The following is a 21,132-nucleotide window of genomic DNA, read 5'->3' as shown; positions in this document are numbered from 1 at the left end:
CGGACGCGCCCGCCCACCGCCGCACAGACCACCGGACCAAGGAGAGCCAGCGTGTTCGACTCCGTGCTCGTCGCCAACCGGGGCGAGATCGCCTGCCGTATCATCCGCTCCGCCCGCGAACTCGGCCTGCGCACCGTCGCGGTGTACTCCGACGCCGACGCGGGCGCCCCGCACACCCGGCTCGCCGACGAGGCCGTGCGGCTCGGGCCGGCCCAGGCCGCCGAGAGCTACCTCGACGCCGGACGCGTCCTGGCGGCGGCCGCGGCGACCGGGGCCGGGGCCGTCCACCCCGGCTACGGCTTCCTGTCCGAGAGCGCCGCGTTCGCCCACGCCGTCGAGGCCGCCGGGCTGGTGTTCGTCGGTCCCGAGCCCCGCCACCTGGAGGAGTTCGGGGACAAGCACACCGCCCGCAAGGCCGCGGCCGCCGCCGGCCTGCCCATGGTCGCCGGCAGCGAGACCCTGCCCGACGTGGAGCAGGCGGCCGCGGCGGCGGAGCGCATCGGCTACCCGGTCATCCTCAAGTCCACCTCGGGCGGCGGCGGGATCGGCCTGCGTCCCTGCGCCGACGAGGAGGCCCTGCGCGCCGCCTTCGACGAGGTCGGCCGGACGGCCGCCACCCACTTCGGCGGCGGCGGCGTGTTCGTGGAGCGGTTCGTGTCCCGCGCCCGCCACGTCGAGGTCCAGGTGTTCGGCGACGGCCGCGGCAACGTCGTCACCCTGGGGGACCGCGACTGCTCCCTCCAGCGCCGCAACCAGAAGGTCGTGGAGGAGGCCCCCGCGCCGGACCTCCCCGACGCCCTGCGCGCCGAGCTCCACCGCACCGCCCGCGAGCTGTGCGCGGGGATCTCCTACCGCAGCGCCGGGACGGTGGAGTTCGTCTACGACACCGAGCGGGGCGAGGCCTCCTTCCTGGAGGTCAACACCCGGCTCCAGGTCGAGCACCCCGTGACCGAGGAGATCACCGGCGTCGACCTGGTCGCGTGGATGCTGCGCCTGGCCCGGGGCGAGGACGTCCTCGCGGACGTGCCCCCGGAGGGGCCGCCGCGCACCGGGCACGCCGTCGAGGCCCGCGTCTACGCGGAGGACCCCGCCCACGGCTTCCGGCCCAGCTCCGGGCTCGTCACCCGCTTCGAGACCCCTCCCGGGGTGCGGGTGGACGGCTGGATCGAGCCGGGCCAGCGCGTCACCAGCGACTACGACCCCCTGCTCGCCAAGGTCGTCGTGCGCGGCTCCGACCGAGCCGACGCCCTCGCCCGGCTCGGCCGTGCCCTCGCGGAGGTGCGCGTCGACGGGCTCCAGACCAACCTGGGCCTGCTGCGCGCCCTGGCCGGGCACGCCGGCGTCCGCGCGGTCGCGCACACCACCGCCACCTGTGCGGAGGTCGGCGACCCGGAGCCCCGTATCGAGGTGGAGCGGGCCGGAACCCTCACCACCGTCCAGGACTTCCCCGGCCGCACGGGCTACTGGCAGGTCGGCGTCCCGCCCTCGGGGGCCATGGACGACCTGTCGCTGAGACTGGGCAACCGCGCCCTGGGCAACCCGGAGGGGGCGCCCGGCCTGGAGTGCACCATCGAGGGCCCGACCCTGCGGTTCTCCGCCCCGGCCACCGTGTGCGTCACCGGGGCGCCCGCCGACGTCACCGTGGACGGGGAGCCGGTCGCCCGGTGGGAGCCGGTGGCGGTCCCCGCCGGAGGCGTGCTCGCGGTGGGCCCCGCCCGCGGCCCCGGCATGCGCACGTACGTGCTGTTCAGAGGGGGGCTGGACGTGCCCGAGTACCTGGGCAGCACGTCCACGTTCACCGCGGGGGAGTACGGCGGCCACAGCGGACGCGCCCTGCTCCCGGGCGACGTCCTGCGCCCCGCGCCCGTCCCGGCGGGGGCGCCGGAGGCCCGTCCGGTCCCGGAGGCCGACCGTCCCGACTTCGGGGTCCGGAGGGGAGGGAACGCGCACTGGGACGTGGAGGTGTCAGAGGGGCCGCACGCCGCCCCCGAGTTCCTGACCCGTGAGGGCCTGGACGCCTTCTACGCCACCGACTGGAAGGTGCACCCCCAGTCCGCCCGCAACGGCGTCCGGCTCTCCGGCCCCAAGCAGTCCTGGGCCCGACCGGACGGCGGCCAGGCGGGCCTGCACCCCTCCAACGTCCACGACACCGCCTACTCCGTCGGCGCCGTCAACCTCTCCGGCGACACCCCCGTGCTCCTCGGCCCCGACGGGCCCAGCCTGGGCGGGTTCGTCTGCCCGGTCACGGTGGTCTCCGGCTCCCGCTGGAAGGTCGGACAGCTCCGCCCCGGCGACACCGTCCGGTTCCACCCGGTCACCGAGGCCGCGGCCGAGCGGCTGCACTTCGAGCCCGCCGCCGCCCCGCTCCTGCGCGCCACCGGCTCCGACGGCGACGACGGCGTCCTCGCCCGCGTCCCGGAGGGCGACGGCCGGCCCGGGGTCACCTACCGGCGCGGCGGCCACGACAACGTCCTGGTCGAGTACGGGCCCATGGAGCTCGACCTGGGCCTGCGCCTGCGCGTCCACGCCCTCATGGCCGCCCTGGACCTGGCCGCGCCCGCCGGGATCGTGGACGTCACGCCCGGGGTGCGCTCCCTGCACCTGCACACCGACCCGGCGGTGCTCCCGCTGCGCACCCTCCTCGGCCTCCTCCGGGAGATCGAGGACGGGCTGCCGCCCACCTCCCGGCTGAGGGTGCCCAGCCGGACCCTGCGCCTGCCCCTGTCCTTCGACGACCCGTCCGTCCACGAGGCCGTCGCCCGCTACCGCACGGGGGTGCGCGACGACGCGCCCTGGAACCCCGACAACATCGAGTTCATCCGGCGCGTCAACGGCCTCGACTCGGTCGACCAGGTCCGCGACATCGTCTTCGACGCCTCCTACCTGGTCCTGGGACTGGGCGACGTGTACCTGGGCGCGCCGGCCGCCACCCCGCTCGACCCCAGGCACCGGCTCGTCACCACCAAGTACAGCCCCGCGCGCACGTGGACCCCCGAGGCGGGGGTCGGCATCGGCGGCGCCTACCTGTGCGTGTACGGCATGGAGAGCCCGGGCGGCTACCAGCTCATCGGCCGCACCGTCCCCATCTGGTCGGGTCTGCGCCAGTACGGGCCGTTCGAGCCGGGGACGCCCTGGCTCCTGCGCTTCTTCGACCGGATCAGCTGGTACCCGGTCGGCCACGAGGAGCTCCTCGACGTCCGCGCCGACCTGCTCGCCGGGCGCCACGCGCTCGACATCGACGAGGGTGAGTTCGTCCTCGCCGACCACGAGCGGTTCCTCGACGAGAACGCCGGATCCATCCGGGCGTTCGAGCGCCGCCAGGCGGCGGCGTTCGAGGCCGAGCGCCGGGCCTGGGAGGCCGCGGGGGAGTTCGAGGACCGGCCCGAACCCGACCCCGTCGTCCCCGCCGCGCCCGACCTGCCGCCCGGCGCGGTCCTGGTCGAGGCGCCCCTGGCCGCCTCCGTCTGGAAGGTCGACGCCGCCCCGGGCGACACGGTGGAGGAGGGCCAGCCCGTGGTCCGCCTCGAAGCCATGAAGCTGGAGGTCGTGGTCCGCGCTCCCCGCGCGGGAAGGATCTCGGACATCCTCGTCACACCGGGCCAGCACCTCGACCCGGGGAGTGCCCTGGCCGTCATCGCACAAGGAGAGCCCGCCTGATGCCCCACCCCACCGACCGCGTCCGCTCCGCCTACCGGAGGATCGCCGGGGCCGACCGGCCCGAGGTATGGATCACCCTGCGCCCCGAGCGGGAGACGGCCGCCGAGGCCGAGGCGCTGGAGGGACGCCTCGCGTCGGGTGAGGACCTGCCGCTGGCGGGGACGCTCCTCGCGGTCAAGGACAACATCGACGTGGCCGGCCTGCCCACCACCGCCGGCCACCCCGGCTACGCCTACACGCCGGAGGCGAGCGCGCCGGCCGTGCGCAGGCTCGTGGACGCCGGCGCGATCGTGCTCGGCAAGACCAACCTCGACCAGTTCGCCACCGGGCTGGTCGGCACGCGCAGCCCCTACGGCGCGGTCCGCAACGCCTTCGACCCCGAACGGGTCTCCGGCGGGTCCAGCTCCGGGTCCGCCGTGGCCGTGGCCCTCGGGATCGCCGACATCGCCCTGGGCACCGACACGGCCGGCTCGGGGCGCGTGCCCGCCGCCCTGCACGGCCTGGTCGGCCTCAAGCCCACGCTCGGCCTGGTGCCGTCGACGGGGGTGGTCCCGGCCGCGCGCCCCTACGACTGCGTCACCGTGTTCTCCCGCGGCCTGGCCCCGGCGCGCGCGGCCCTGGCCGTGATGGCCGGACCCGACGCCGGGGACCCCTTCAGCAGGGACTGGCCCGCCGACGTGCGGCTCGCCCCGCGCGGGGCCGGGCGGGTGGCGGTGCCGACGGCCGAGGGGCTCGCTCCGCTCGGAGGGGCGGAGCGCGCCGCCTTCCGCGCCGCCGCGGACGTCCTGGGCGCGGCCGGGACGGAGGTCGTGGAGGTGGACGTGGCCCCGCTGCTGGAGGCCGCGCGCCTGCTCTACGAGGGCGCGCTCGTCGCGGAGCGCCACGCCGCCGTCGGCGGGTTCCTGGCCGGGCACCCGGAGGGCGCCGACCCCACCGTCGCCGGGATCATCCTGGCCGCGGGGAACCTCCCCGCCCACGCCCTCGCCGCCGACCAGCACCGGCTGGCCGCCTACAGGGCGACCGCCCGTGCGCTCCTGGCCGGCTTCGACGCCCTGCTCCTGCCCACCACGGTCGGCCACCCCACGCTCGCGGAGGTCGCCGCGGACCCGGTCGGCGCGAACTCGCGCCTGGGCACCTACACGAACTTCGTGAACCTGCTCGACATGGCGGCGGTGGCGGTCCCGGCGGGGACCGCCGACGGGCGCCCGTTCGGGGTCAGCGTCGTCACCCGGGCGTTCGAGGACCAGGTGGCCCTGGACCTGGCGGCCGACATCACCGGGGAGGAGCGGGGAGAGGCCCTTCCGGGCCCCGGGGCGGAACTGGCGGTGTTCGGCGCCCACCTGCGCGGGCAGCCGCTCCACCACCAGCTCACGGACGCGGGCGCGCGGTTCGTCGCGGAGGACGCGACCAGCGCCGACTACAGGATGGTCGCCCTGCCCACCTCGCCCCCCAAGCCCGGGCTGCTCCGCGTGGCGGAGGGAGGGGCGTCGGTGCGCTGCGAGGTCTGGCGGATCTCGCCGGCGGGCCTCGGGGCGTTCCTGGCCGGGCTTCCCGCTCCCATGTCCCTGGGCTCCGTCACGCTGGCCGACGGGCGTGCGGTGGTCGGCTTCGGGTGCGACCCGGCGGCGGCCGAGGGGGCGGAGGACATCAGCCGCCACGGGGGCTGGCTCGCCTACCTGGAGACACTGGAGGGCTGAACGCCCCGGCCGAGGGACGCTCGCGGACCTCCCGGGAGCGGACGGGGCCGACGCCGGGGTCCCGGGTTCGGGGCCCGGGACCGGGGGAGACCGGTGGGCGCCGCGCCCGGGACGGGCGCGCCACCGCCCGGCGGCCACGTGCCCGGACGTCCCCCGGACACGGGAGCGGCCCCCCTCCGCGCACGGAAGGGGGCCGCTCCTCGTTCAGCCGGTTCGGTGCCCCGGGGACACCGGGGCGCCGGATCAGCGGCGCGGGCGCCGCCTGCCCCGCGACGGGGGCCTGTTGGACCGGGAGGCCTCCTGGCGGGGCTCCGCCGGGAGCGTCACCGGCACGCCCGAGGGCGTGCGGGCGCCGGTCACCCGGGCCAGCTCCGGGTCCTGCGAGCTGACCTGCGCGGTCGTCGCCTCGATCTGCGCCCGGCTCATCAGCCGCGCCATCTCGCGGCGCTGGCTGGGCAGGACGAGCGTGACCACGTTGCCGGACTCGCCCGCGCGGGCGGTACGGCCGCCGCGGTGCAGGTAGTCCTTGTGGTCGGTCGGCGGGTCGATGTTGACGACCAGGTCCAGGCCGTCGATGTGGATGCCCCGGGCCGCCACGTTGGTCGCGATCAGCGCGGTCACCGTGCCCTCCTTGAACTGCTTGAGGGTCCGGGTGCGCTGCGGCTGCGACCGGCCGCCGTGCAGGGCCGCCGCACGCACGCCGTTGGCGAGCAGGTGCTTGGCCATCTTGTCCACGGCGTGCTTGGTGTCGAGGAACATGATCACCTGGCCGTCGCGGGCGGCGATGTGCGTCGCCGTGGCCTGCTTGTCGGTGTTGGACACGTGCAGGACGTGGTGCTCCATGGTGGTGACCGCGCCCGCGGTCGGGTCCACCGAGTGGACGACCGGGTCGTTCAGGAAGCGGCGGACCAGCGTGTCGACGTTGCGGTCCAGCGTCGCGGAGAACAGCATCCGCTGCCCGCCGGACGGCACCTGCTGGAGGATCGCGGTGACCTGGGGCATGAACCCCATGTCGGTCATCTGGTCGGCCTCGTCCAGGACCGCCACGTCCACCTGGTCCAGGGCGCAGTCGCCCCGCTCGACCAGGTCGCGCAGGCGGCCGGGGGTGGCCACGACCAGTTCCACGCCCTGGCGCAGGGCCCGGGCCTGGCGGGAGATCGGCATCCCGCCCACGACGGTGGTCAGGTTCAGCTTGAGCGAGCGCGCGTAGGGCGCCAGCGAGTCGGCCACCTGCTGGGCCAGCTCCCGGGTGGGGGCCAGGACCAGCGCCAGCGGGCGGTGGGGCTGCGCGGTCCGTCCCTCCAGGCGGGCGAGCAGGGCGAGCCCGAAGGCCAGCGTCTTGCCGGAGCCGGTCTGGCTGCGGCCCAGGACGTCGCGCCCGACCAGCGAGTTGGGCAGGGTCGCGGCCTGGATGGCCGACGGGGTCGTCAGGCCCTGGCGGGCCAGGGTCGACTTCAGCGGCGCGGGCATGTCCAGTTCCTGGAACGTGGACACGGGGTCGAGCGCCGGGGTGGTGGAGACGGGGAGGGCGAACTCACCGGCCGGACGGCCGGAGGGGCCCCTGCCGCCGCCCGGGGGGCGGCCGGAGGACCTGGGGGGCCGGGAGCGTCCGAAGGAGCCGCCGTGGCCGCCGCCTGTGGAGGAGCGCCGTTGTCCGTTCACGCGGGACGGATGGTTCATACGAGCCTTTCGTCGACGGCGCGTGCCGGTCGAGGAAGCCTCTGGGAGCTTCGACGTGGAGCATCGGTGGTGCGCCGGAAGATTCTGCGGTTTCCACGGCCCACGCGGAGAACACGCTGTGGGGTGGGGTGGTGCGGACCGGTGCCTGTCGGAAGTCGACGGCCAGAAGACCGGTCCAGAAAAACATGAAAAAGGGACAGAGGCCCAGCACCCGTAGGGCGGGCCTCTGTCACGACTGCAGCGCGGGGCTCAGTCAGAGCAGGGTGATGTTCTCAGCCTGGAGACCCTTGGGGCCCTGGGTGGCGTCGAACTGCACGGCCTGACCTTCCTGGAGCTCGCGGAAGCCGGTGGCCTGGATGTTGCTGTAGTGGGCGAAGACGTCGGGGCCGCCGCCGTCCTGCTCGATGAAGCCGAAGCCCTTGTCACCGTTGAACCACTTGACGGTACCGGTAGCCATGTTTTCTCCTTCGTTCTGGGCAAGGAAAACCGCAATCTGACGGTTTCCCCGTCACCGTGATGACCACCCGAATAACGAACCCTGAAGAAGACCCAGCCTGAAGGCCGAACAACGCAAAATCCAACGGGAATCACAACTGCAACTTCCATGAACTTAGCACACCCCGGTTTCGGTGTCGCGGGAATTGTCGTGTGTGTCAAGGCACGGTGGCAGCTGGTATCGATCGGCCCGCCGCGGGCGTTGGACGGTGTCCGCGCGATGTGGCAGGTGGGGCGCCGGCCCCGCCGGGACCGGCGCCCGGGCTCACTCCCCGGCCGTCTCCGTGGGGGCCGTGGCGCGCATGAGCCGCCTGTAGTGCCGGGACCGGGCGCCCAGGACGACCGCGGCCAGCACGGTCGCGACCAGGGACGCGAGGAGCACGCCCGTCTTCGCGTGCGCCAGGTGCTCCGGGGAGTCGGCGAACGACAGCTCGGTGATCAGCAGGGACACGGTGAACCCGATGCCCGCCAGCTGGGACATGCCGACGATGTCGATCCACTTCAGGCTCGGGTTGAGCTCGGCCCGGGTGAGCTTCGTGGTCAGCCAGGAGCCGCCCGCGATACCGACGACCTTGCCCACGACGAGCCCGGCGATGATGCCCATCGCGGCGGTGTCGGTGAGGACCTCCCCGACGCCGTCGAACACCACGCCCGCGGAGAAGAACGCGAAGATCGGCAGCGCCAGCCCGGCGGACCAGGGGCGCAGCACGTGCTCCACGCCGTGGCTGGGGTCGTGCGCCTCCCCGGGCAGCTTCGTGGTCCGCATCAGCAGGCCCATCGCCACACCGGCGATCGTGGCGTGCACACCGCTCTCGTGCACCAGGCCCCAGACGACGAGGGCCAGGGGGACGTAGACGATCCAGTTGGGCAGAGCGGAGGCGTTGAGCTTCGCGGCCAGGCCCTTGCCGCGCTGGAGGTACCAGAACAGCACCAGGCCCGCGGCGGCGGCGAGCAGCGCGAGGAAGTTGATGCCGGAGGTGTAGAACACCGCGATGACGACGACCGCGCCGAGGTCGTCCACGATCGCCAGGGTCAGCAGGAACGTGCGCAGGGCCGGCGGGAGGCCGCGGCCGACGACCGCGAGGATCGCGACCGCGAAGGCGATGTCGGTCGCCATCGGGATGCCCCATCCCTGGACGGTGTCCGGGGAGGTGGCGTTGATCGCCGCGTAGATCGCGGCCGGCACGACCATGCCGCAGACCGCGGCGACGATCGGCAGCATCGCCCTCCGCGGGTTGCGCAGCTCGCCGTGCACGAATTCCTGCTTGAGCTCGTTGCCGACGACGAAGAAGAACACGGCCAGCAGGCCGTCGGCCGCCCAGGTCTCCAGGGACAGGTCGAGGTGCAGCGACGCGGGACCGAAGGTGATCGCGCGCAGGTCCTCGTAGGCCCCGCCGAAGGGCGAGTTGATCCACACGAGGGCGAGGACCGCCGCGCCGATCAGGAGGAAACCGCCGACGGTGTCGCTGCGCAGGGTGTCCGCGAAGCGGGAGAGCGGTCCTCCGGTCGGGATGGACTGGTTCGGGTCGAGGCTCATGGGCAGCTTTCCGGGACATGGGTCGGGGACTGCCGACCAGTCTTCCCGGCACACCTAGGCGCCGTCGCGCCGCGCCCATGCTCGCCGAAGATGGGGCGAATGTCCACTCCAGAGGCCTGTGTCCGTTCCTGGAGGGCGCGCCGGGACGCGTCGAGTACAGTGCTTCGGAGGTGTGCCGGGAAGACTGGTCGGCGGTTGCTGTCGCCTATCCGGAAACAACAGGTGTCCGATGTCCGAGTCCAGCCCTCACGGCGCCCACATCTACCGATCCCCCGCCGGCGCCCGCGCGATCCGCGCCTGGTGCGAACAGCGGATCTCGGGTTGGCCCTCCCTCCGGTCGCTGCCCGAGCTCGCCACCGCACTGGGCCCGACACGGGCCTTCCGGGCGCCGGGGGGCGACGCGACCCCCGTGCTCGTCCTCAGCGGGACCAACTTCAACTCGGCGACGTCCGTGGACACCGCGAGGATCATCGCCCGCGACCGTCCGGTCATCCTCGTCGACCTGCCCGGCCAGCCGGGCCTCAGCGTCGGGGTCCGGCCGAGGTCGGACCGCGCGGCGGCCTACGGCGCGTGGTTCGACGAGGTGCTGCCCCTGCTGACCGCGCGGCCGGTCACCGTGCTCACGCACTCGCTCGGCTCCGCCGTGGCCCTGGCGGCGAAGCCCTCCCCGCTGGTCCACGCCGTGGTGATGGTCGGGCCCGCGGGTCTGACCTCGGCGGCGAAGACGTCCGAGCTGATGCGCGCCACCCTGCCGTGGATGATCGGTCCGCGGGACGACAAGAGCACCCGCCTGCTCAACTTCATGAGCGGTCCCTCCTACGCCGCGCCGGGGACGCACCCCTTCGCCCCGTGGATGACGCTGGTCGGGCGCCACTGCCGCACCAGCCTGGCCCCGGGGCCGCTGCCGCTGGAGTGCCTGCGCCCCTGGGAGAACACCCCGGTCGTGGTGGCCACCGGGTCCGACGACGCCTTCTACTCCCCGGCGCGCCTGCACGGACCGGCCCGGCGCTTCCTGGACGCCGACGTGGTCGTCATGGAGGGCGCGGGCCACCTCGCCATGAACGAGCAGCCCGAGCGGGTCGCGGAGCTGCTGCGGTCGGTGGACTGAGGGCGCGAACGGGCGCCCCGGCCCGACACGGCGGAGGGGCGGCCCCGCGCCGTGCGCGGAACCGCCCCTCCGCCGGTGCGGGGCCGGATCAGACCGCCTCGCCGGCGCGCTCCAGCTCGGCCTTGGATGCGCGGTGGGCCAGCGACACGGCGACGATGGAGATCAGGGCCGTGAACACCAGGTAGACGGCGATCGGCACCCACGAGTCGTCGAACCGGGACAGGAGCCAGGTCGCGATCAGCGGGGCCGTGCCGCCCGCGAGGGCTGCGCCGATCTGGTAGCCCAGGGTGACGCCCGTGTACCGGACCCGGGTGGAGAAGATCTCCGAGCTCAGGGTGCCGATGGTCGCGGTCACCGGCGCCCAGAACACGCCCAGGCCGATCACGGTGGCCAGGACCAGCACGGCCACGCTGCCGGTGCCCAGCATGAGGAAGTACGGGACGGCGAACAGCGCCAGGAGGACCGCGCCGACCAGGTAGACCTTCTGGCGGCCGAAGGTGTCCGAGAGGCGGCCCGACAGCGGGATGCGCACCGTCGCGACGATCGCGCCGACGGTCACGGCGTTGAGCGCGGCCGTGTTGTCGAAGGACAGGGTGCCCGTGGCGTAGCTGACGACGAACGTGCCGAAGATGTAGAACGGCGCGGTCTCCACGACCTTGGCGCCGACGGCGACCAGCACGGCGCGCCAGTGGAAGCGGAAGGTCTCCACGACGGGCAGCTTGGCGACGTTCCCCTCCTCCTTGGCCTTCCGGAAGGACGGGGTCTCGTCGATGCCGGAGCGGATCCACAGGCCCAGGAGCACCAGCAGGACGCTGCCGACGAACGGCACCCGCCACCCCCACGCCTCGAACTGGGCCTCGGGCAGCAGGGACATGAGGGTGAGGGCGAGGCTGGCCAGCAGCATGCCCAGGGTGATGCTCATCTGCGGGACGCTGCCGAAGAAGCCGCGGCGCCCCTTGGGCGCGTACTCGTAGGCGAGCAGCAGGGCGCCGCCCCACTCGCCGCCGATGCCCATGCCCTGGACGATCCGCAGCACGACGGGGAGGACCGGGGCGAGGACGCCGATGCTGTCGTAGGTGGGCGGCAGGCCGAGGCCCATCGTCGCGCCGCCCATGAGGGAGAGCGTGATGATCAGGGTCTTCTTGCGGCCGATCCGGTCGCCGATGTGCGAGAAGACCACGGCGCCCAGCGGACGGATGAAGAACGTCAGCGAGACGAGCGGGTCGTCCGAGGGGAAGAACAGCTTGTCGAAGACCAGGGCCGCTGCGGTGCCGTAGAGGAAGAAGTCGAACCACTCGATCGTGCTGCCGGTGAGGCTCGCGACGAGGACCTTGGCCCTCGGTGGCCGTGCCTGCGTGGTGTCCGCGCTCATGTCCAGAGCTCATGCCGGGGTCGGGGATTTCGCGGGCCGACGAGGGGAGGGTCCGCGAGTATGGCCGGGATCCTAGGTCCGGGTGGCGTGCGCCACCGTTGTCAGAACGGACGACATGGGCGGGGCAGCGGTGTCGGTTCCGACAATCCGGTCCCCGGGGAGCGCCGGAGGGCGGCTCCCGTGACCGGGCGGAGACCGCACGGGAGCCGTACCGCGATGCGCCGCGCCGCGTTCAGGCCCTGAGCGTGATCGCCGCGAGGAGCCGCTGGTCGGCGTCGTCCAGGTCGAGCCCGGTCAGGGCGCAGATCCGCCGGACCCGGTGCCGGAGCGTGTTGGGGTGGACGTGCAGCCTCCCGGCCGCCGCCGTCACGTCGCCGAAGGCGTCCAGGTACGCGGACAGCGAGCGGCGCTGCTCACCGTCCAGTACGTCGAGCCGGTCGTCGCGCAGCCGGGGCATGTCGGCGAGGGTGTCGAACAGGTCGCGCAGCACCACGGAGGAGCGGACCTCATCGAACGCGGTCACGCGCCGCTCGGGGCGGTCCGCGACGACGTCGAGGGTCCGGCTGGCGACCTTCTTCAGGGAGGGCACCGCGCGCATCCTCGGGGCGGTCCCCGCCACGGCGGCCTGCACCGGCGTGCCCAGGTTGTCCCGCAGGACCGACACCAGCTCGCCGGCCCACGCGGCCGGGCTCCGGCCGGTGGTCGCGGGGAGCAGGACGTACAGCAGCCCGCAGGCGGGGACGACCAGCGCGTCCCTGCGGTAGGCGGACGCGTACACGGAGGTGATCTCCGCGGCCTGGTCCAGCAGCCAGGGGAGGTCGGCCTCCGGGCCGCGCAGGGCGAGGGCGACCACCGCGACCGGGGTGGAGGGGTCGGTCCCCAGGTGGCGGGCGAGCGCGTCGGTGTCGAAGGCGCCGGTCAGCAGGCCCACGGACAGCTCCCCGGTGTCGCGCCCCGCTGTTGGCGCGCATGACGTGCACCGCGGCCAGCCGTGCCGCGCCGTGCAGCACCTGGACGCTGGCGGGTGCGAGCGGGCGGTCGCCGACCTGGACCCATATGGTGCCGAGCGCGCGCTCTCCGGCCCGTACGCCCACGACGAGGCGCCGGGCGGCGCCGAGGTCGGGGCGCTCGGCGACCTCGACGACCTCTCCCGCCCAGAGGCGCTCGTTGACGCCCCACTCGCGCATGTGCGCCAGGAACGACTCGGGGCAGCCCCGGCCGAGGATGGTCTGCCTGCGCAGCTCGTCCGCGCCCTCGTCGGACGCGGAGTAGGCGAGGAACTGTCCCCCGGCGTCCTCGATGCTGACGAGGCCCCCGGTCAGTGTCGCGACCGTCCGCGCGAGCGAGAACAGGTCGCCGTGGCGGGACTCGGTCTCCTCGGCCTCCAGGACGGACCGGGCCAGGACGGCGAACTCCTCGGGGCCGACGGAGGGCTCCACGGAGAGGACGGGCAGGCCGAGGTCCGGAGGCCGGCGGCGTCGTCCCCGAGGGCGGCCACGGCGCTCGCGCCCTGGAGCCCGGCCCGCGCGGCGGGGGCGGACCCGCCGGCGGGGACGACGACCGGGGACGCGGCGGGCACGGGGACGCCCTCGCCCGCCACGACGACCGTCCGCACGAGCGCGCCGAGCCCCCGGGGAGCGGCGACGAGCCCGTGGACGGCCCCGTCGAGTGCCTCCATCAGCGCTTTGACGGTCAGGCCGGTCTTGCTCACGTTCCGCTCCGGGGGTCGATCCGCACTGGTCGGAACCATTGTGCGCCTTCGGCCGGTAAGCCCGCCGACGGGCGGTCAGGGGCGGTCGGGGCCCAGGACCTGGTCGACGGTGTGCGCGCCCACCGCGGCCAGGAGCGGGTCCTCGTTCGTGGAGGCGGCCAGGAGAGAGCCGAAGGAGACCGCCCAGGCGCGGGCGCGGTCCCAGGTGGCGGGGTCCACGGGGGAGAGGCGCTCGCGCTCGGCGCGGAACTCCGCGCGCCCGGGGGCGTCGAACATCATCCACGCCGCGGCCAGGTCCGTGGCGGGGTCTCCGGAGGCCAGGTCGCCGAAGTCCAGGACCGCGGCCAGGCCGGGCGCGCCGTCGGCGGGCGCGAGGACGTTGGCGGGGTGCAGGTCGCCGTGGATCCACACGGGCGGCCCCTGCCAGGCCGGGGCGGCCGACAGGCGCTCCCACAGGCGCAGGAGCTCGTCGGCACGGGGGACGATCCCTCCGGCCAGCCGTTCGCGGACCCGCGCGTCGCGGGAGGCCAGGGGGACGCCGCGAACCGGGTTGGCCGGTGCGTCCCCGGGGGCCGGGACGTGCATCCGGGCCGTGAAGGCGGCCAGCGGCCCGGCGAGGCGCCCCCGCTCGGCGGAGGGCAGGGAGGCGGCGACGCGGCCCTCGAACCACGGGACGACCGACCAGGGCCACGGGTACCCGCGGCCGGGCCGCCCCATCCGGACGGGCGCGGGGACGGGGAAGCCGACGCGCGCGGCGACCGTGCCGAGCCAGCGCTGCTCGTTGGCGGCCAGGACCGCCGCGCTCCCGCGCCGCGGGAGCCGCACGGCCAGGTCGTCCCCCAGGCGGAGGACCACGTTGTCCCAGCCGTGTGAGCACGGGACCAGGGGCAGGCCGGCCAGGTCCGGGTGCTGGTCCCGGAGCAGGCCGGCGACGAGTCCGGCGGTGACGGCGACCTCGGCGGGGGGAGTGCGCATGGACCCATCATCCACCGGCCCCGGCGGGGCGGGCACCCGGCGAGGGCGCCGCGGCCCGGAGGATGGTAAGCACTTCCGCCGCAGGGCGCAGGGGTGCACGCACCCCGAAAAGTCAGCGTGGCCGTGCCATGGTCCGAGCCGTCCGCTGCGCCTAGTGTTATATAGGACACATGAGTGATTCGTTCACCTTTGCAGGGGAGAGAGCATGCTCGACGCCGAGGCGACGACCCTAGGCCGACGTCGGGGCAGTGACTTCGCCCAGCTGTCCCGCCGTGTCCAGGAAGCCGGTCTGATGGAGCGGACGCCGGTGTACTTCGCCGTCCGGCTCTCCCTGATCGGGCTGTCCTTCGCCGGCGTGTGGGCGGCCTTCTTCCTCCTCGGCGACTCCTGGTGGCAGATGCTCACCGCCGTCGCCATGGCCGCCGTCTTCGGACAGGTCGGACTGGTCTCCCACGAGCTGGCCCACCTCCAGATCTTCCGCGGGCGCCGCGTCAGCGAGGCGTTCGGCAGGGTCGTGGGCAACCTCGGCATCGGGCTCGGCTACGGGTGGTGGCAGGACAAGCACACCCGGCACCACGCCAACCCCAACCACGAGGAGCTCGACCCCGACGTCCAGCCGGACATCTTCGTGTGGTCCGAGGAGCAGGCCCACGCCGCCAGGGGCGTGCCCGCCTTCCTCGGCCGCCGGCAGGCGTTCCTGTTCTACCCGCTCCTGCTCCTGGAGGGCCTCAACCTGCACGTGGGCAGCGTGCGCGCCCTGTTCCGGCCGAGCACCAAGCAGCGGGTCCTGGAGGGCGTGCTCCTCGCGGGGCACTTCGCGCTCTACCTCGGCGCGGTGTTCACGGTCCTCCAGCCCCTCCAGGCCCTCGCGTTCATCGCGGTCCAGCAGGGGCTGTTCGGGGTCTACCTCGGCTGCATCTTCGCCCCCAACCACAAGGGCATGCCCACGCTGAAGAAGGGCGAGAAGCTCGACTTCCTCCGCAAGCAGGTGCTGACCTCGCGGAACGTGCGGGGCGGCTGGTTCACCGACCTCGCCCTCGGGGGCCTCAACTACCAGATCGAGCACCACCTGTTCCCGAACATGCCCAGCCCGAACCTGCGCCGGGTCCAGCCGCTGGTGCGCGACTACTGCGCGGAGATCGGCATCCCGTACCACGAGACCGGTTTCGTGCGCTCGCACATCGAGGCGCTCACCCACATGCACAGGGCCGGGGCCCCGCTGCGCGCCGCCGCGCGGGCCTGACCGCTCAGGGGCGCTCCCCGCGCTCCCGCGCCCGGGCCGACTCGGTCCGGGCGCGCTCGGTCTCGGGCAGCGGGACCGCCCGCAGGACCTCCCCGGCCTCGTAGAAGTCGGCGGACGGCATCGCGCGCAGGGCGCTCAGGATCTCCTCGTCGCCGCCCTCGTCCAGGGCGCGGGCGACGATCCGGTCCTTGTCCGCCGGGAACTCCATCCGGTCCAGGATCTGCCGCAGCCCGCTGATACCGCGTTTGACGCCCATGTCGGTCCCCCCGGAGAGCGAGAGGGTCCGCCCGCGCCGCGCCCCGGAGGGGGCGCGGCGCGGGCGGACCCGCTGATGCACGTACTGGTGACTACCCGGCGGCGGAGCGCCCCAACCCCGGGGCCCGCCGGCCGCGACCGGCCGGGGAGCCGGGACGGCGCCCCGCCAGGGGCGCCGCGTGTCCCCGCGGACCGGCGCGGGGCCCGGCGCCGCTCAGCCCTGACGGAGCCGGGGCATGACCTGCTCCCCGAACGCGGCCAGGTCGGCGTGGTAGTCCGGGAAGATGAGCATGAGGCCGTCCAGTTCGGCGTACTCGACCATCTCGCGGATCCGGCCGGCCACCGTCTCCGGCGACCCGGTCACGAACGGGGTCTGGAACGCCTCGTCCTCCGGGCGCTCGGAGGTCAGCGACAGGGCCCTGTCCAGGGGCAGGCCCCAGGAGAGCTTCATGTTGACGATCGCGTCCACGTCCGCGCCCCGGCCGTACCTCAGCCGGCGCTCCTCGGCCGCGGCGTCGGTCTCGTCCATGATGACGGTGAGCATCGAGTAGGTCCGGATGCTCCGGCCCCGCTTGTCGGCCCGCGCCTTCACGTCGAGGCTGGCCTCGCGCAGGCCGGGCAGGTCCTGCGCGGTCAGGAACGAGCCGTCGCAGTGCCGGGCCTGGAAGTCGAGCCCCGTGTCGGAGCGCCCCGCGCTGATGAGCGTGGGCGCGGGGTCGGGGTGCGGCCTGGAGCGGCAGTCGTCGAGCTGGAAGAACTCGCCGTCGTGGGTGACGGAGTCCTCCGTCCACAGGCGTCTGAGGACGGTGGCCCACTCCTCCGTGTACCGGTACCGGTCGGCGTGGCCGAGGTCGTCCCGCCACAGGCCCATCTGCGCGAACTCGTCGGCGTAGGACCCCACGACGATGTTCATCCCGGCCCGCCCCCCGCTCACCTGCTGGAGGGTGGTGTACATCTTCGCGGCCAGGGCCGGGTGGAACAGGTTCGTGTGGACGGTCGCCCACACCTTGACGCGCTCGGTCGCCTCGGCGAGTCCCGACATCATCGTCATGGACTCCAGGGTGCGCCCCCAGTGGTCGGTGGCCCCGTCGTACCCGCGCCACTTGCCCATGGACATGACGAAGTCGAGCCCGTGGGCCTCGGCGAGGATCGCGGCCTTCTTGTTGTACTCGTACGTGGCCTGCGGATGCGGTGCCGTCTCCGACACGATCCAGCCTCCGTTACCGATGGGCAGGAAGATCCCGTACTCGGTGTCGGCGGTCGGGGCGCCGCCTGGTGCTGCCATCCTGTGGGCTCCTAGTTCTCTGGCGGCGCGTCGTCGCGCCGCCGCTTCGGGTTCTGCGTGTGCCGTCCGCGCGGCCGGCGCCGCCCGCCCGGGGGAGGGCGGCGCCGGCGGCTCACCGCGTGCGGCGGGTCCTGCCCGTGCGCGCTACTCGGCGGGCCAGGAGACCTCGGTGGCGACGTGCACGGCCTCCAGGTAGCGCGGGTCGAACAGGGGCTCCAGGTCGGGCAGCTCGTCCAGCTGGCCGTTGTCCACCAGGGTCTCCCCCTCGGCCTCGGTCAGGTTCAGGTCGATGTACCCGGGAGGGGCGTCGTCGGGCGTGGACGAGGTGACCAGCTCGTGCTCGGCGTTCCACACCCGCAGGTTGTGGTCGACGTCGTACCCGGACTCGGCCAGGTCGGCGGCGTACCCGACGCACTCCTCGCCGTTCTCCTGGCAGTACGAGAACGCCTGGGCGATCGCGCGCAGGTAGTCCTCGACCACGGTCGGGTTCTCCTGGGCCCACTCGGGGTGCGTGGCCATCACGCCGAACGAGCCGACGACCCCGTAGTCCTCGGGGAGCCACTCGTTGTACTCCTCGTCCATGTCGGCGAGGAGGAACGGCTCGTTGGACCGGAACCCGGTGAGGGCCTGCACCTGGTCGCGGGGCAGGACGCTGGGGTCGTAGCCGACCTCCACGATCTCGATGGCGTCCATGTCGACGCCGTCGGCGACGAGCATGGCCTCCAGCGGGGCGGGCAGCATGCCCTTGTGCCCCAGGGTGGTGCCCTCCAGGTCGCCGAGCTCCTCGATGCCGGTCCCCGTCAGCAGGGTGGCGATGGGGACGTGCCCGTACGTGGAGATGCCGATGACGTCGTGGCCGGCGTCGTTGGCCTGGAGGACCTCGGCCTCGTTGCCCAGCGACGTGAAGTGCGCCGTACCGGCCGAGACCAGCTGGGAGTTGCCGATCGTGTCGCCGGTGCCGGGCTGGATCTCGACGTCGAGGCAGACGGCGTCGAAGAAGCCGAGGGCGTCGGCGGCGACGGCCTCCAGGATGCTCACGGAGGCCTGGTACTGGTATCCGGTGATGTAGGTGACGGGTCCCGCGGCGCGGTTGGTCTCGCACCGCTCCTCGTCGATCACGGTGGCCACGTCCGCCGGCTCCTCGGTCGCCTCCTCGCCCGCGCAGGCGGTGGTGAGGAGGAGGGCCGAGGTGAGGGCCGCGGCGGCCACGGGGCGTACGCGCCGGATCCGGGGCCGGGGGAGGGAGGCGGGGGGGAGTGCCACGAGGGCTCCTTCGGGTGTGTGCGTCACTGCTGCGACTCGTGCCAGAACAGCAGTCGTCGTTCGAGGACGGTGATGAGTGCGAGCATCAGCACGCCCATGGCGGCCAGACAGGCGATGGCCGCGTAGACGTACTCCAGGCGGGCGGTCGCGGCCGAGGTGCGGATCATCGTGCCGAGTCCGCTGGAGGACCCGGCGGCGACGAACTCCGCGACCACGGCGCCCACGATGGAAAGGGGGAACACCACCCGCAGCGCTGCGAGGGCGTAGGGGAGGCTGCTGGGGACGCGCAGCCGGAGCAGCACCTCCAGGCGGGAGGCGTGCAGGGTCGAGAACACGTGCAGGACGGGCACGGGCACCGACCGCAGCCCGGTCGTCATGTTGATGAGCACCGGGAAGAAGGTGATGATCGCGGTGACGATCACCTTGGGCGCCATGCCGAACCCGAACGCGACCACCAGGGCGGGGGCGAGCGCGACGACGGGGGTCACGTTCAGCACGACGGCCAGTGGCATGATCGCGCGCCGCACCACCGGCACCTCGGACATGACGAGGGACAGGACGAACGCCGTCCCCGCTCCGAAGGACACGCCGAGGAGGGCGATCCGGAGCGTGGACCACGCGTTGCCGAGGAACAGGCCGGGGTCCTCCACCAGGACCGTGCCCACCTCCCGGAGCGGGGGGAGCAGGTAGGGCTGGTCCTCGGCGACCGCCGTCCAGGCGAGGCCGCAGAGCAGCACGGCCACGGTGGCGGGCATCCACAGCCCGATGCCGAACAGGCGGCGGCGTACGCGCGGGGCCGCCCCTCGCGGGCCCTCCTCGCGGTCGGGACGGGGACGGGCGGGGGTCTGGGTGGCCATGGCCGTTCCTCCTCTCGGGGCGGTGCTCACAGGGGGACGAGGTCGTCGGGGGCGGCTCCGGCCTCCCAGGCGGTCTGGAGGGAGGCGCGCACCCTGTCCTCCAGGACGTGCAGGCGGGGCCCGGTCACGACGCCCCGGTCGCGGGGGCGCGGCAGGTCGACGTCCAGCACCTCGTGCACGCGTCCCGGACGGGCGGACATCACCACGACCGTGTCGGAGAGGGTGACCGCCTCGCGGACCGAGTGGGTGACGAACAGGACCGTCGTGGACATGCGCTCCCACAGCCCGAGGAGCTGGAGCTGGAGCGCCTCACGGGTGAACTCGTCCAGCGCGGAGAAGGGCTCGTCCATCAGCAGCAGGTCGGGGCGGATGCCAAAGGCGCGGGCGATGGCGACGCGCTGCCTCATGCCGCCGGAGAGCTCGTGGGGGTACTTGCGGGCGGCGTCCTCCAGGCCCACCATGCGGAGCAGCAGGTCGGGGTCCTCGCTGCCCCGGCCGGCCCGGCGGTTGACGCGGGAGGGCAGGGACACGTTGCGCCGCACGTTCTGCCAGGGGAGCAGGGCCGGGGACTGGGGGACGAGGCCGACGGCCTTGGCGGCGGCCATGCGCTCCGGGGTCGACCCGAACACGGAGACGGTCCCGGTGTCGTGCCGCTCCAGCCCGGCCACCACGCGCAGCAGGGTGGACTTCCCGCACCCGCTGGGGCCGATGAGGCTGACGAAGCGGCCCCGGGGGATCTCCAGGTCGACGTCGTGGAGCGCCGGCCGGAGCGGGTCGGCGCCCTCGTAGGCCTTGGTGAGCCCGCGCACCTCGATCCTGTCGCCGGTCACGCCGCGTCCCCGTGCCGCGGCGTCCGCTCCCCGAGGGGGAGCCGGGGGAGGGGCCCGGTCCCCGAGGGGAGCCGGAGGCGCGGAACCGCTGCGGGCGCTCGCGAGGCGGCGCCGTGCGCGGACGGGTCGGTGGGCGGCGGTGTCATTCCTGCTCCTCGATATGCGTGATCGGATGATCGCACACGGTGGCGCTCCGGTGAATGGGTGTTTCCGGGGCAAAGGGAGGAGCGCCGGTCGGGGGTGCCCGAAAAGGGCTGCGGAGGAGCGGGAACGGCTGTGCGGCACGTGGGGAAAGCGGGGAAAAGGGGACCCGGGCGCCCGGCGGGAATCGGGGACGCGTGCGCCGGCGGCGCGTCGCCGGCGCGGGAAAGGGTCGCGCGCGCATGTGGCGTGCGGCGGCGCGCGGGCGCGCACGCGCGGCGCGCATGCGCGACGGGCGGGACATCCATGAACACCCTCCGGGGATGACTGCCTCCGGGCACGGCGAACCAGGGACCGGAGACGTTCGTTGGAGAGCGGGTGGGAGCATGGAATGCGGCGGCCCGCGGGGTTTGACGCGTGGAACGTTAGGGTTAATCGATTAACACGTTATGAAGTGTTCATCACGTACTGATATCGAGTGTGCGGATCCTGTGATGCTCGTCGACCAGGGCGACGGTGATCCGGTAGGAGGCGAACGCGGCGGGGAGCCAGGCCCCCCGCCCGAACAGCCGGGCGAGCGGTTCGCCGATGACCAGGAGGACGTGCGCGTCCGGGAAGTGGTGGTCGCGCAGCCACACGAGCTTGAAGGCGTCGGCGATGACCTTGTTGCGCTGGGTCGACTTGACCGGGCCCTGGAGCGGGGTGAACTGCACCAGGAGGCTCGGGCGGCCCCCGTCGGCGCAGTCGACGCCGATCCTCGTGCCGTCGGGCAGCGTGAACTCGCGGGGGGTGAGTTCGATGCCCAGGTGCGCCGACAGGGCCTCGGCCAGGCCGGGGTCGCCCTGGCGGGCCGGTCGGGTCGAGACCACCGACGACGGACTTCTCGCTGAATACGCCATGGTAGGAAGACTTTAGTGCACAGAAGCCCCATAGTCATCGCGGCGTCGTCGTTCCGGGCGGGTAATCCACGTGCTTCGGAGGGTCCTACCTGGGGCTTTATGGAAGGGATTCGTGTCGCGTCTCACA

At 73.8% G+C, this 21,132-nt stretch carries 17 protein-coding genes; 4 read left to right on the top strand and 13 right to left on the bottom strand.

What is annotated here, in order from left to right; genetic code table 11:
• Nucleotides 1-51: 51 nt before the first annotated feature.
• Together uca and atzF are read left to right on the top strand one after the other, a co-directional pair.
• Entirely contained in the window at nt 52-3,657 is a 3,606-nt protein-coding gene (gene uca / locus OUQ99_RS29580; RefSeq protein ID WP_267947038.1) for an urea carboxylase, read from the top strand.
• Nucleotides 3,657-5,354, top strand: coding sequence for an allophanate hydrolase (gene atzF / locus OUQ99_RS29575; protein ID WP_267947037.1), 1,698 nt, complete (start codon nt 3,657-3,659; stop codon nt 5,352-5,354). The genes uca and atzF overlap by 1 nt, the downstream gene beginning before the upstream one ends.
• Nucleotides 5,355-5,597: 243 nt before the next feature.
• Here atzF and OUQ99_RS29570 read toward each other — a convergent pair whose 3' ends face one another.
• The 3 genes from OUQ99_RS29570 to nhaA all read right to left on the bottom strand — a co-directional run bounded on the left by OUQ99_RS29570 (nt 5,598) and on the right by nhaA (nt 9,066).
• Nucleotides 5,598-7,034 carry a DEAD/DEAH box helicase gene (locus tag OUQ99_RS29570; protein WP_267947036.1) on the bottom strand — a complete coding sequence of 479 codons (1,437 nt, stop codon included), beginning with the start codon at nt 7,032-7,034 and terminating at the stop codon, nt 5,598-5,600.
• A gap of 253 nt (nt 7,035-7,287) precedes the next feature.
• Nucleotides 7,288-7,491, bottom strand: coding sequence for a cold-shock protein (locus tag OUQ99_RS29565; RefSeq protein ID WP_267947035.1), 204 nt, complete (start codon nt 7,489-7,491; stop codon nt 7,288-7,290).
• A gap of 303 nt (nt 7,492-7,794) precedes the next feature.
• Complete coding sequence (gene nhaA, locus OUQ99_RS29560; protein ID WP_267947034.1) at nt 7,795-9,066, bottom strand: Na+/H+ antiporter NhaA; 1,272 nt, start codon at nt 9,064-9,066, stop codon at nt 7,795-7,797.
• A gap of 229 nt (nt 9,067-9,295) precedes the next feature.
• On the opposite strand from nhaA, the gene OUQ99_RS29555 reads away from it, so the two are divergent.
• On the top strand, nt 9,296-10,174 hold the full coding sequence (locus OUQ99_RS29555) for an alpha/beta fold hydrolase (RefSeq protein WP_267947033.1): 879 nt from the start codon (nt 9,296-9,298) through the stop codon (nt 10,172-10,174).
• A gap of 88 nt (nt 10,175-10,262) precedes the next feature.
• On the opposite strand, the gene OUQ99_RS29550 is transcribed toward OUQ99_RS29555, so the two are convergent.
• The 4 genes from OUQ99_RS29550 to OUQ99_RS29535 form a co-directional block, all read right to left on the bottom strand.
• Complete coding sequence (locus OUQ99_RS29550; RefSeq protein ID WP_267947032.1) at nt 10,263-11,546, bottom strand: MFS transporter; 1,284 nt, start codon at nt 11,544-11,546, stop codon at nt 10,263-10,265.
• A 232-nt stretch (nt 11,547-11,778) separates the two neighbouring features.
• Entirely contained in the window at nt 11,779-12,477 is a 699-nt protein-coding gene (locus OUQ99_RS29545) for a PucR family transcriptional regulator (protein ID WP_267947031.1), read from the bottom strand.
• A 387-nt stretch (nt 12,478-12,864) separates the two neighbouring features.
• On the bottom strand, nt 12,865-13,257 hold the full coding sequence (locus OUQ99_RS29540) for a hypothetical protein (RefSeq protein WP_267947030.1): 393 nt from the start codon (nt 13,255-13,257) through the stop codon (nt 12,865-12,867).
• Nucleotides 13,258-13,332: 75 nt separating this feature from the next.
• Nucleotides 13,333-14,232 (bottom strand): aminoglycoside phosphotransferase family protein, encoded by a 900-nt coding sequence (locus OUQ99_RS29535; RefSeq protein ID WP_267947029.1) that lies wholly within the window; start codon nt 14,230-14,232, stop codon nt 13,333-13,335.
• 292 nt (nt 14,233-14,524) lie between these two features.
• Here OUQ99_RS29535 and OUQ99_RS29530 point away from each other — a divergent pair, with 292 nt between their 5' ends.
• A complete protein-coding gene (locus OUQ99_RS29530) occupies nt 14,525-15,475 on the top strand; it encodes a fatty acid desaturase family protein (RefSeq protein WP_267950554.1) in 951 nt (316 codons plus the stop codon).
• 4 nt (nt 15,476-15,479) lie between these two features.
• Here the strand turns inward: OUQ99_RS29530 and OUQ99_RS29525 are convergent, their stop codons facing one another.
• The 6 genes from OUQ99_RS29525 to OUQ99_RS29500 form a co-directional block, all read right to left on the bottom strand.
• Nucleotides 15,480-15,812, bottom strand: coding sequence for a DUF2795 domain-containing protein (locus OUQ99_RS29525; protein ID WP_267947028.1), 333 nt, complete (start codon nt 15,810-15,812; stop codon nt 15,480-15,482).
• A gap of 132 nt (nt 15,813-15,944) precedes the next feature.
• Nucleotides 15,945-17,015, bottom strand: coding sequence for an LLM class flavin-dependent oxidoreductase (locus OUQ99_RS29520; protein WP_267947027.1), 1,071 nt, complete (start codon nt 17,013-17,015; stop codon nt 15,945-15,947).
• Nucleotides 17,016-17,159: 144 nt separating this feature from the next.
• Entirely contained in the window at nt 17,160-18,278 is a 1,119-nt protein-coding gene (locus OUQ99_RS29515; protein ID WP_267947026.1) for an ABC transporter substrate-binding protein, read from the bottom strand.
• A 23-nt stretch (nt 18,279-18,301) separates the two neighbouring features.
• Nucleotides 18,302-19,135 (bottom strand): ABC transporter permease, encoded by an 834-nt coding sequence (locus OUQ99_RS29510; protein WP_267947025.1) that lies wholly within the window; start codon nt 19,133-19,135, stop codon nt 18,302-18,304.
• Between the two features lie 26 nt (nt 19,136-19,161).
• Nucleotides 19,162-19,965, bottom strand: coding sequence for an ABC transporter ATP-binding protein (locus OUQ99_RS29505; RefSeq protein ID WP_267947024.1), 804 nt, complete (start codon nt 19,963-19,965; stop codon nt 19,162-19,164).
• A gap of 602 nt (nt 19,966-20,567) precedes the next feature.
• Complete coding sequence (locus OUQ99_RS29500) at nt 20,568-20,975, bottom strand: hypothetical protein (RefSeq protein ID WP_267947023.1); 408 nt, start codon at nt 20,973-20,975, stop codon at nt 20,568-20,570.
• Between the last annotated feature and the right edge of the window lie 157 nt (nt 20,976-21,132).

This window comes from Streptomonospora nanhaiensis (assembly GCF_026642255.1).
In the GTDB taxonomy this organism is placed as follows: domain Bacteria; phylum Actinomycetota; class Actinomycetes; order Streptosporangiales; family Streptosporangiaceae; genus Nocardiopsis; species Nocardiopsis tropica.
Note: the sequence above shows the minus strand (reverse complement) of the source record. Positions and strands in the feature narration are given on the sequence as shown.

Coding starts and splice junctions, on each gene's coding strand:
- atzF (WP_267947037.1), top strand. CDS start 3,657: ATGCCCCACCCCACCGACCGCGTCCGCTCCGCCTACCGGAGGATCGCC.
- OUQ99_RS29570 (WP_267947036.1), bottom strand. CDS start 7,034: ATGAACCATCCGTCCCGCGTGAACGGACAACGGCGCTCCTCCACAGGC.
- OUQ99_RS29565 (WP_267947035.1), bottom strand. CDS start 7,491: ATGGCTACCGGTACCGTCAAGTGGTTCAACGGTGACAAGGGCTTCGGC.
- nhaA (WP_267947034.1), bottom strand. CDS start 9,066: ATGAGCCTCGACCCGAACCAGTCCATCCCGACCGGAGGACCGCTCTCC.
- OUQ99_RS29555 (WP_267947033.1), top strand. CDS start 9,296: ATGTCCGAGTCCAGCCCTCACGGCGCCCACATCTACCGATCCCCCGCC.
- OUQ99_RS29550 (WP_267947032.1), bottom strand. CDS start 11,546: ATGAGCGCGGACACCACGCAGGCACGGCCACCGAGGGCCAAGGTCCTC.
- OUQ99_RS29535 (WP_267947029.1), bottom strand. CDS start 14,232: ATGCGCACTCCCCCCGCCGAGGTCGCCGTCACCGCCGGACTCGTCGCC.
- OUQ99_RS29530 (WP_267950554.1), top strand. CDS start 14,525: ATGGAGCGGACGCCGGTGTACTTCGCCGTCCGGCTCTCCCTGATCGGG.
- OUQ99_RS29520 (WP_267947027.1), bottom strand. CDS start 17,015: ATGGCAGCACCAGGCGGCGCCCCGACCGCCGACACCGAGTACGGGATC.
- OUQ99_RS29510 (WP_267947025.1), bottom strand. CDS start 19,135: ATGGCCACCCAGACCCCCGCCCGTCCCCGTCCCGACCGCGAGGAGGGC.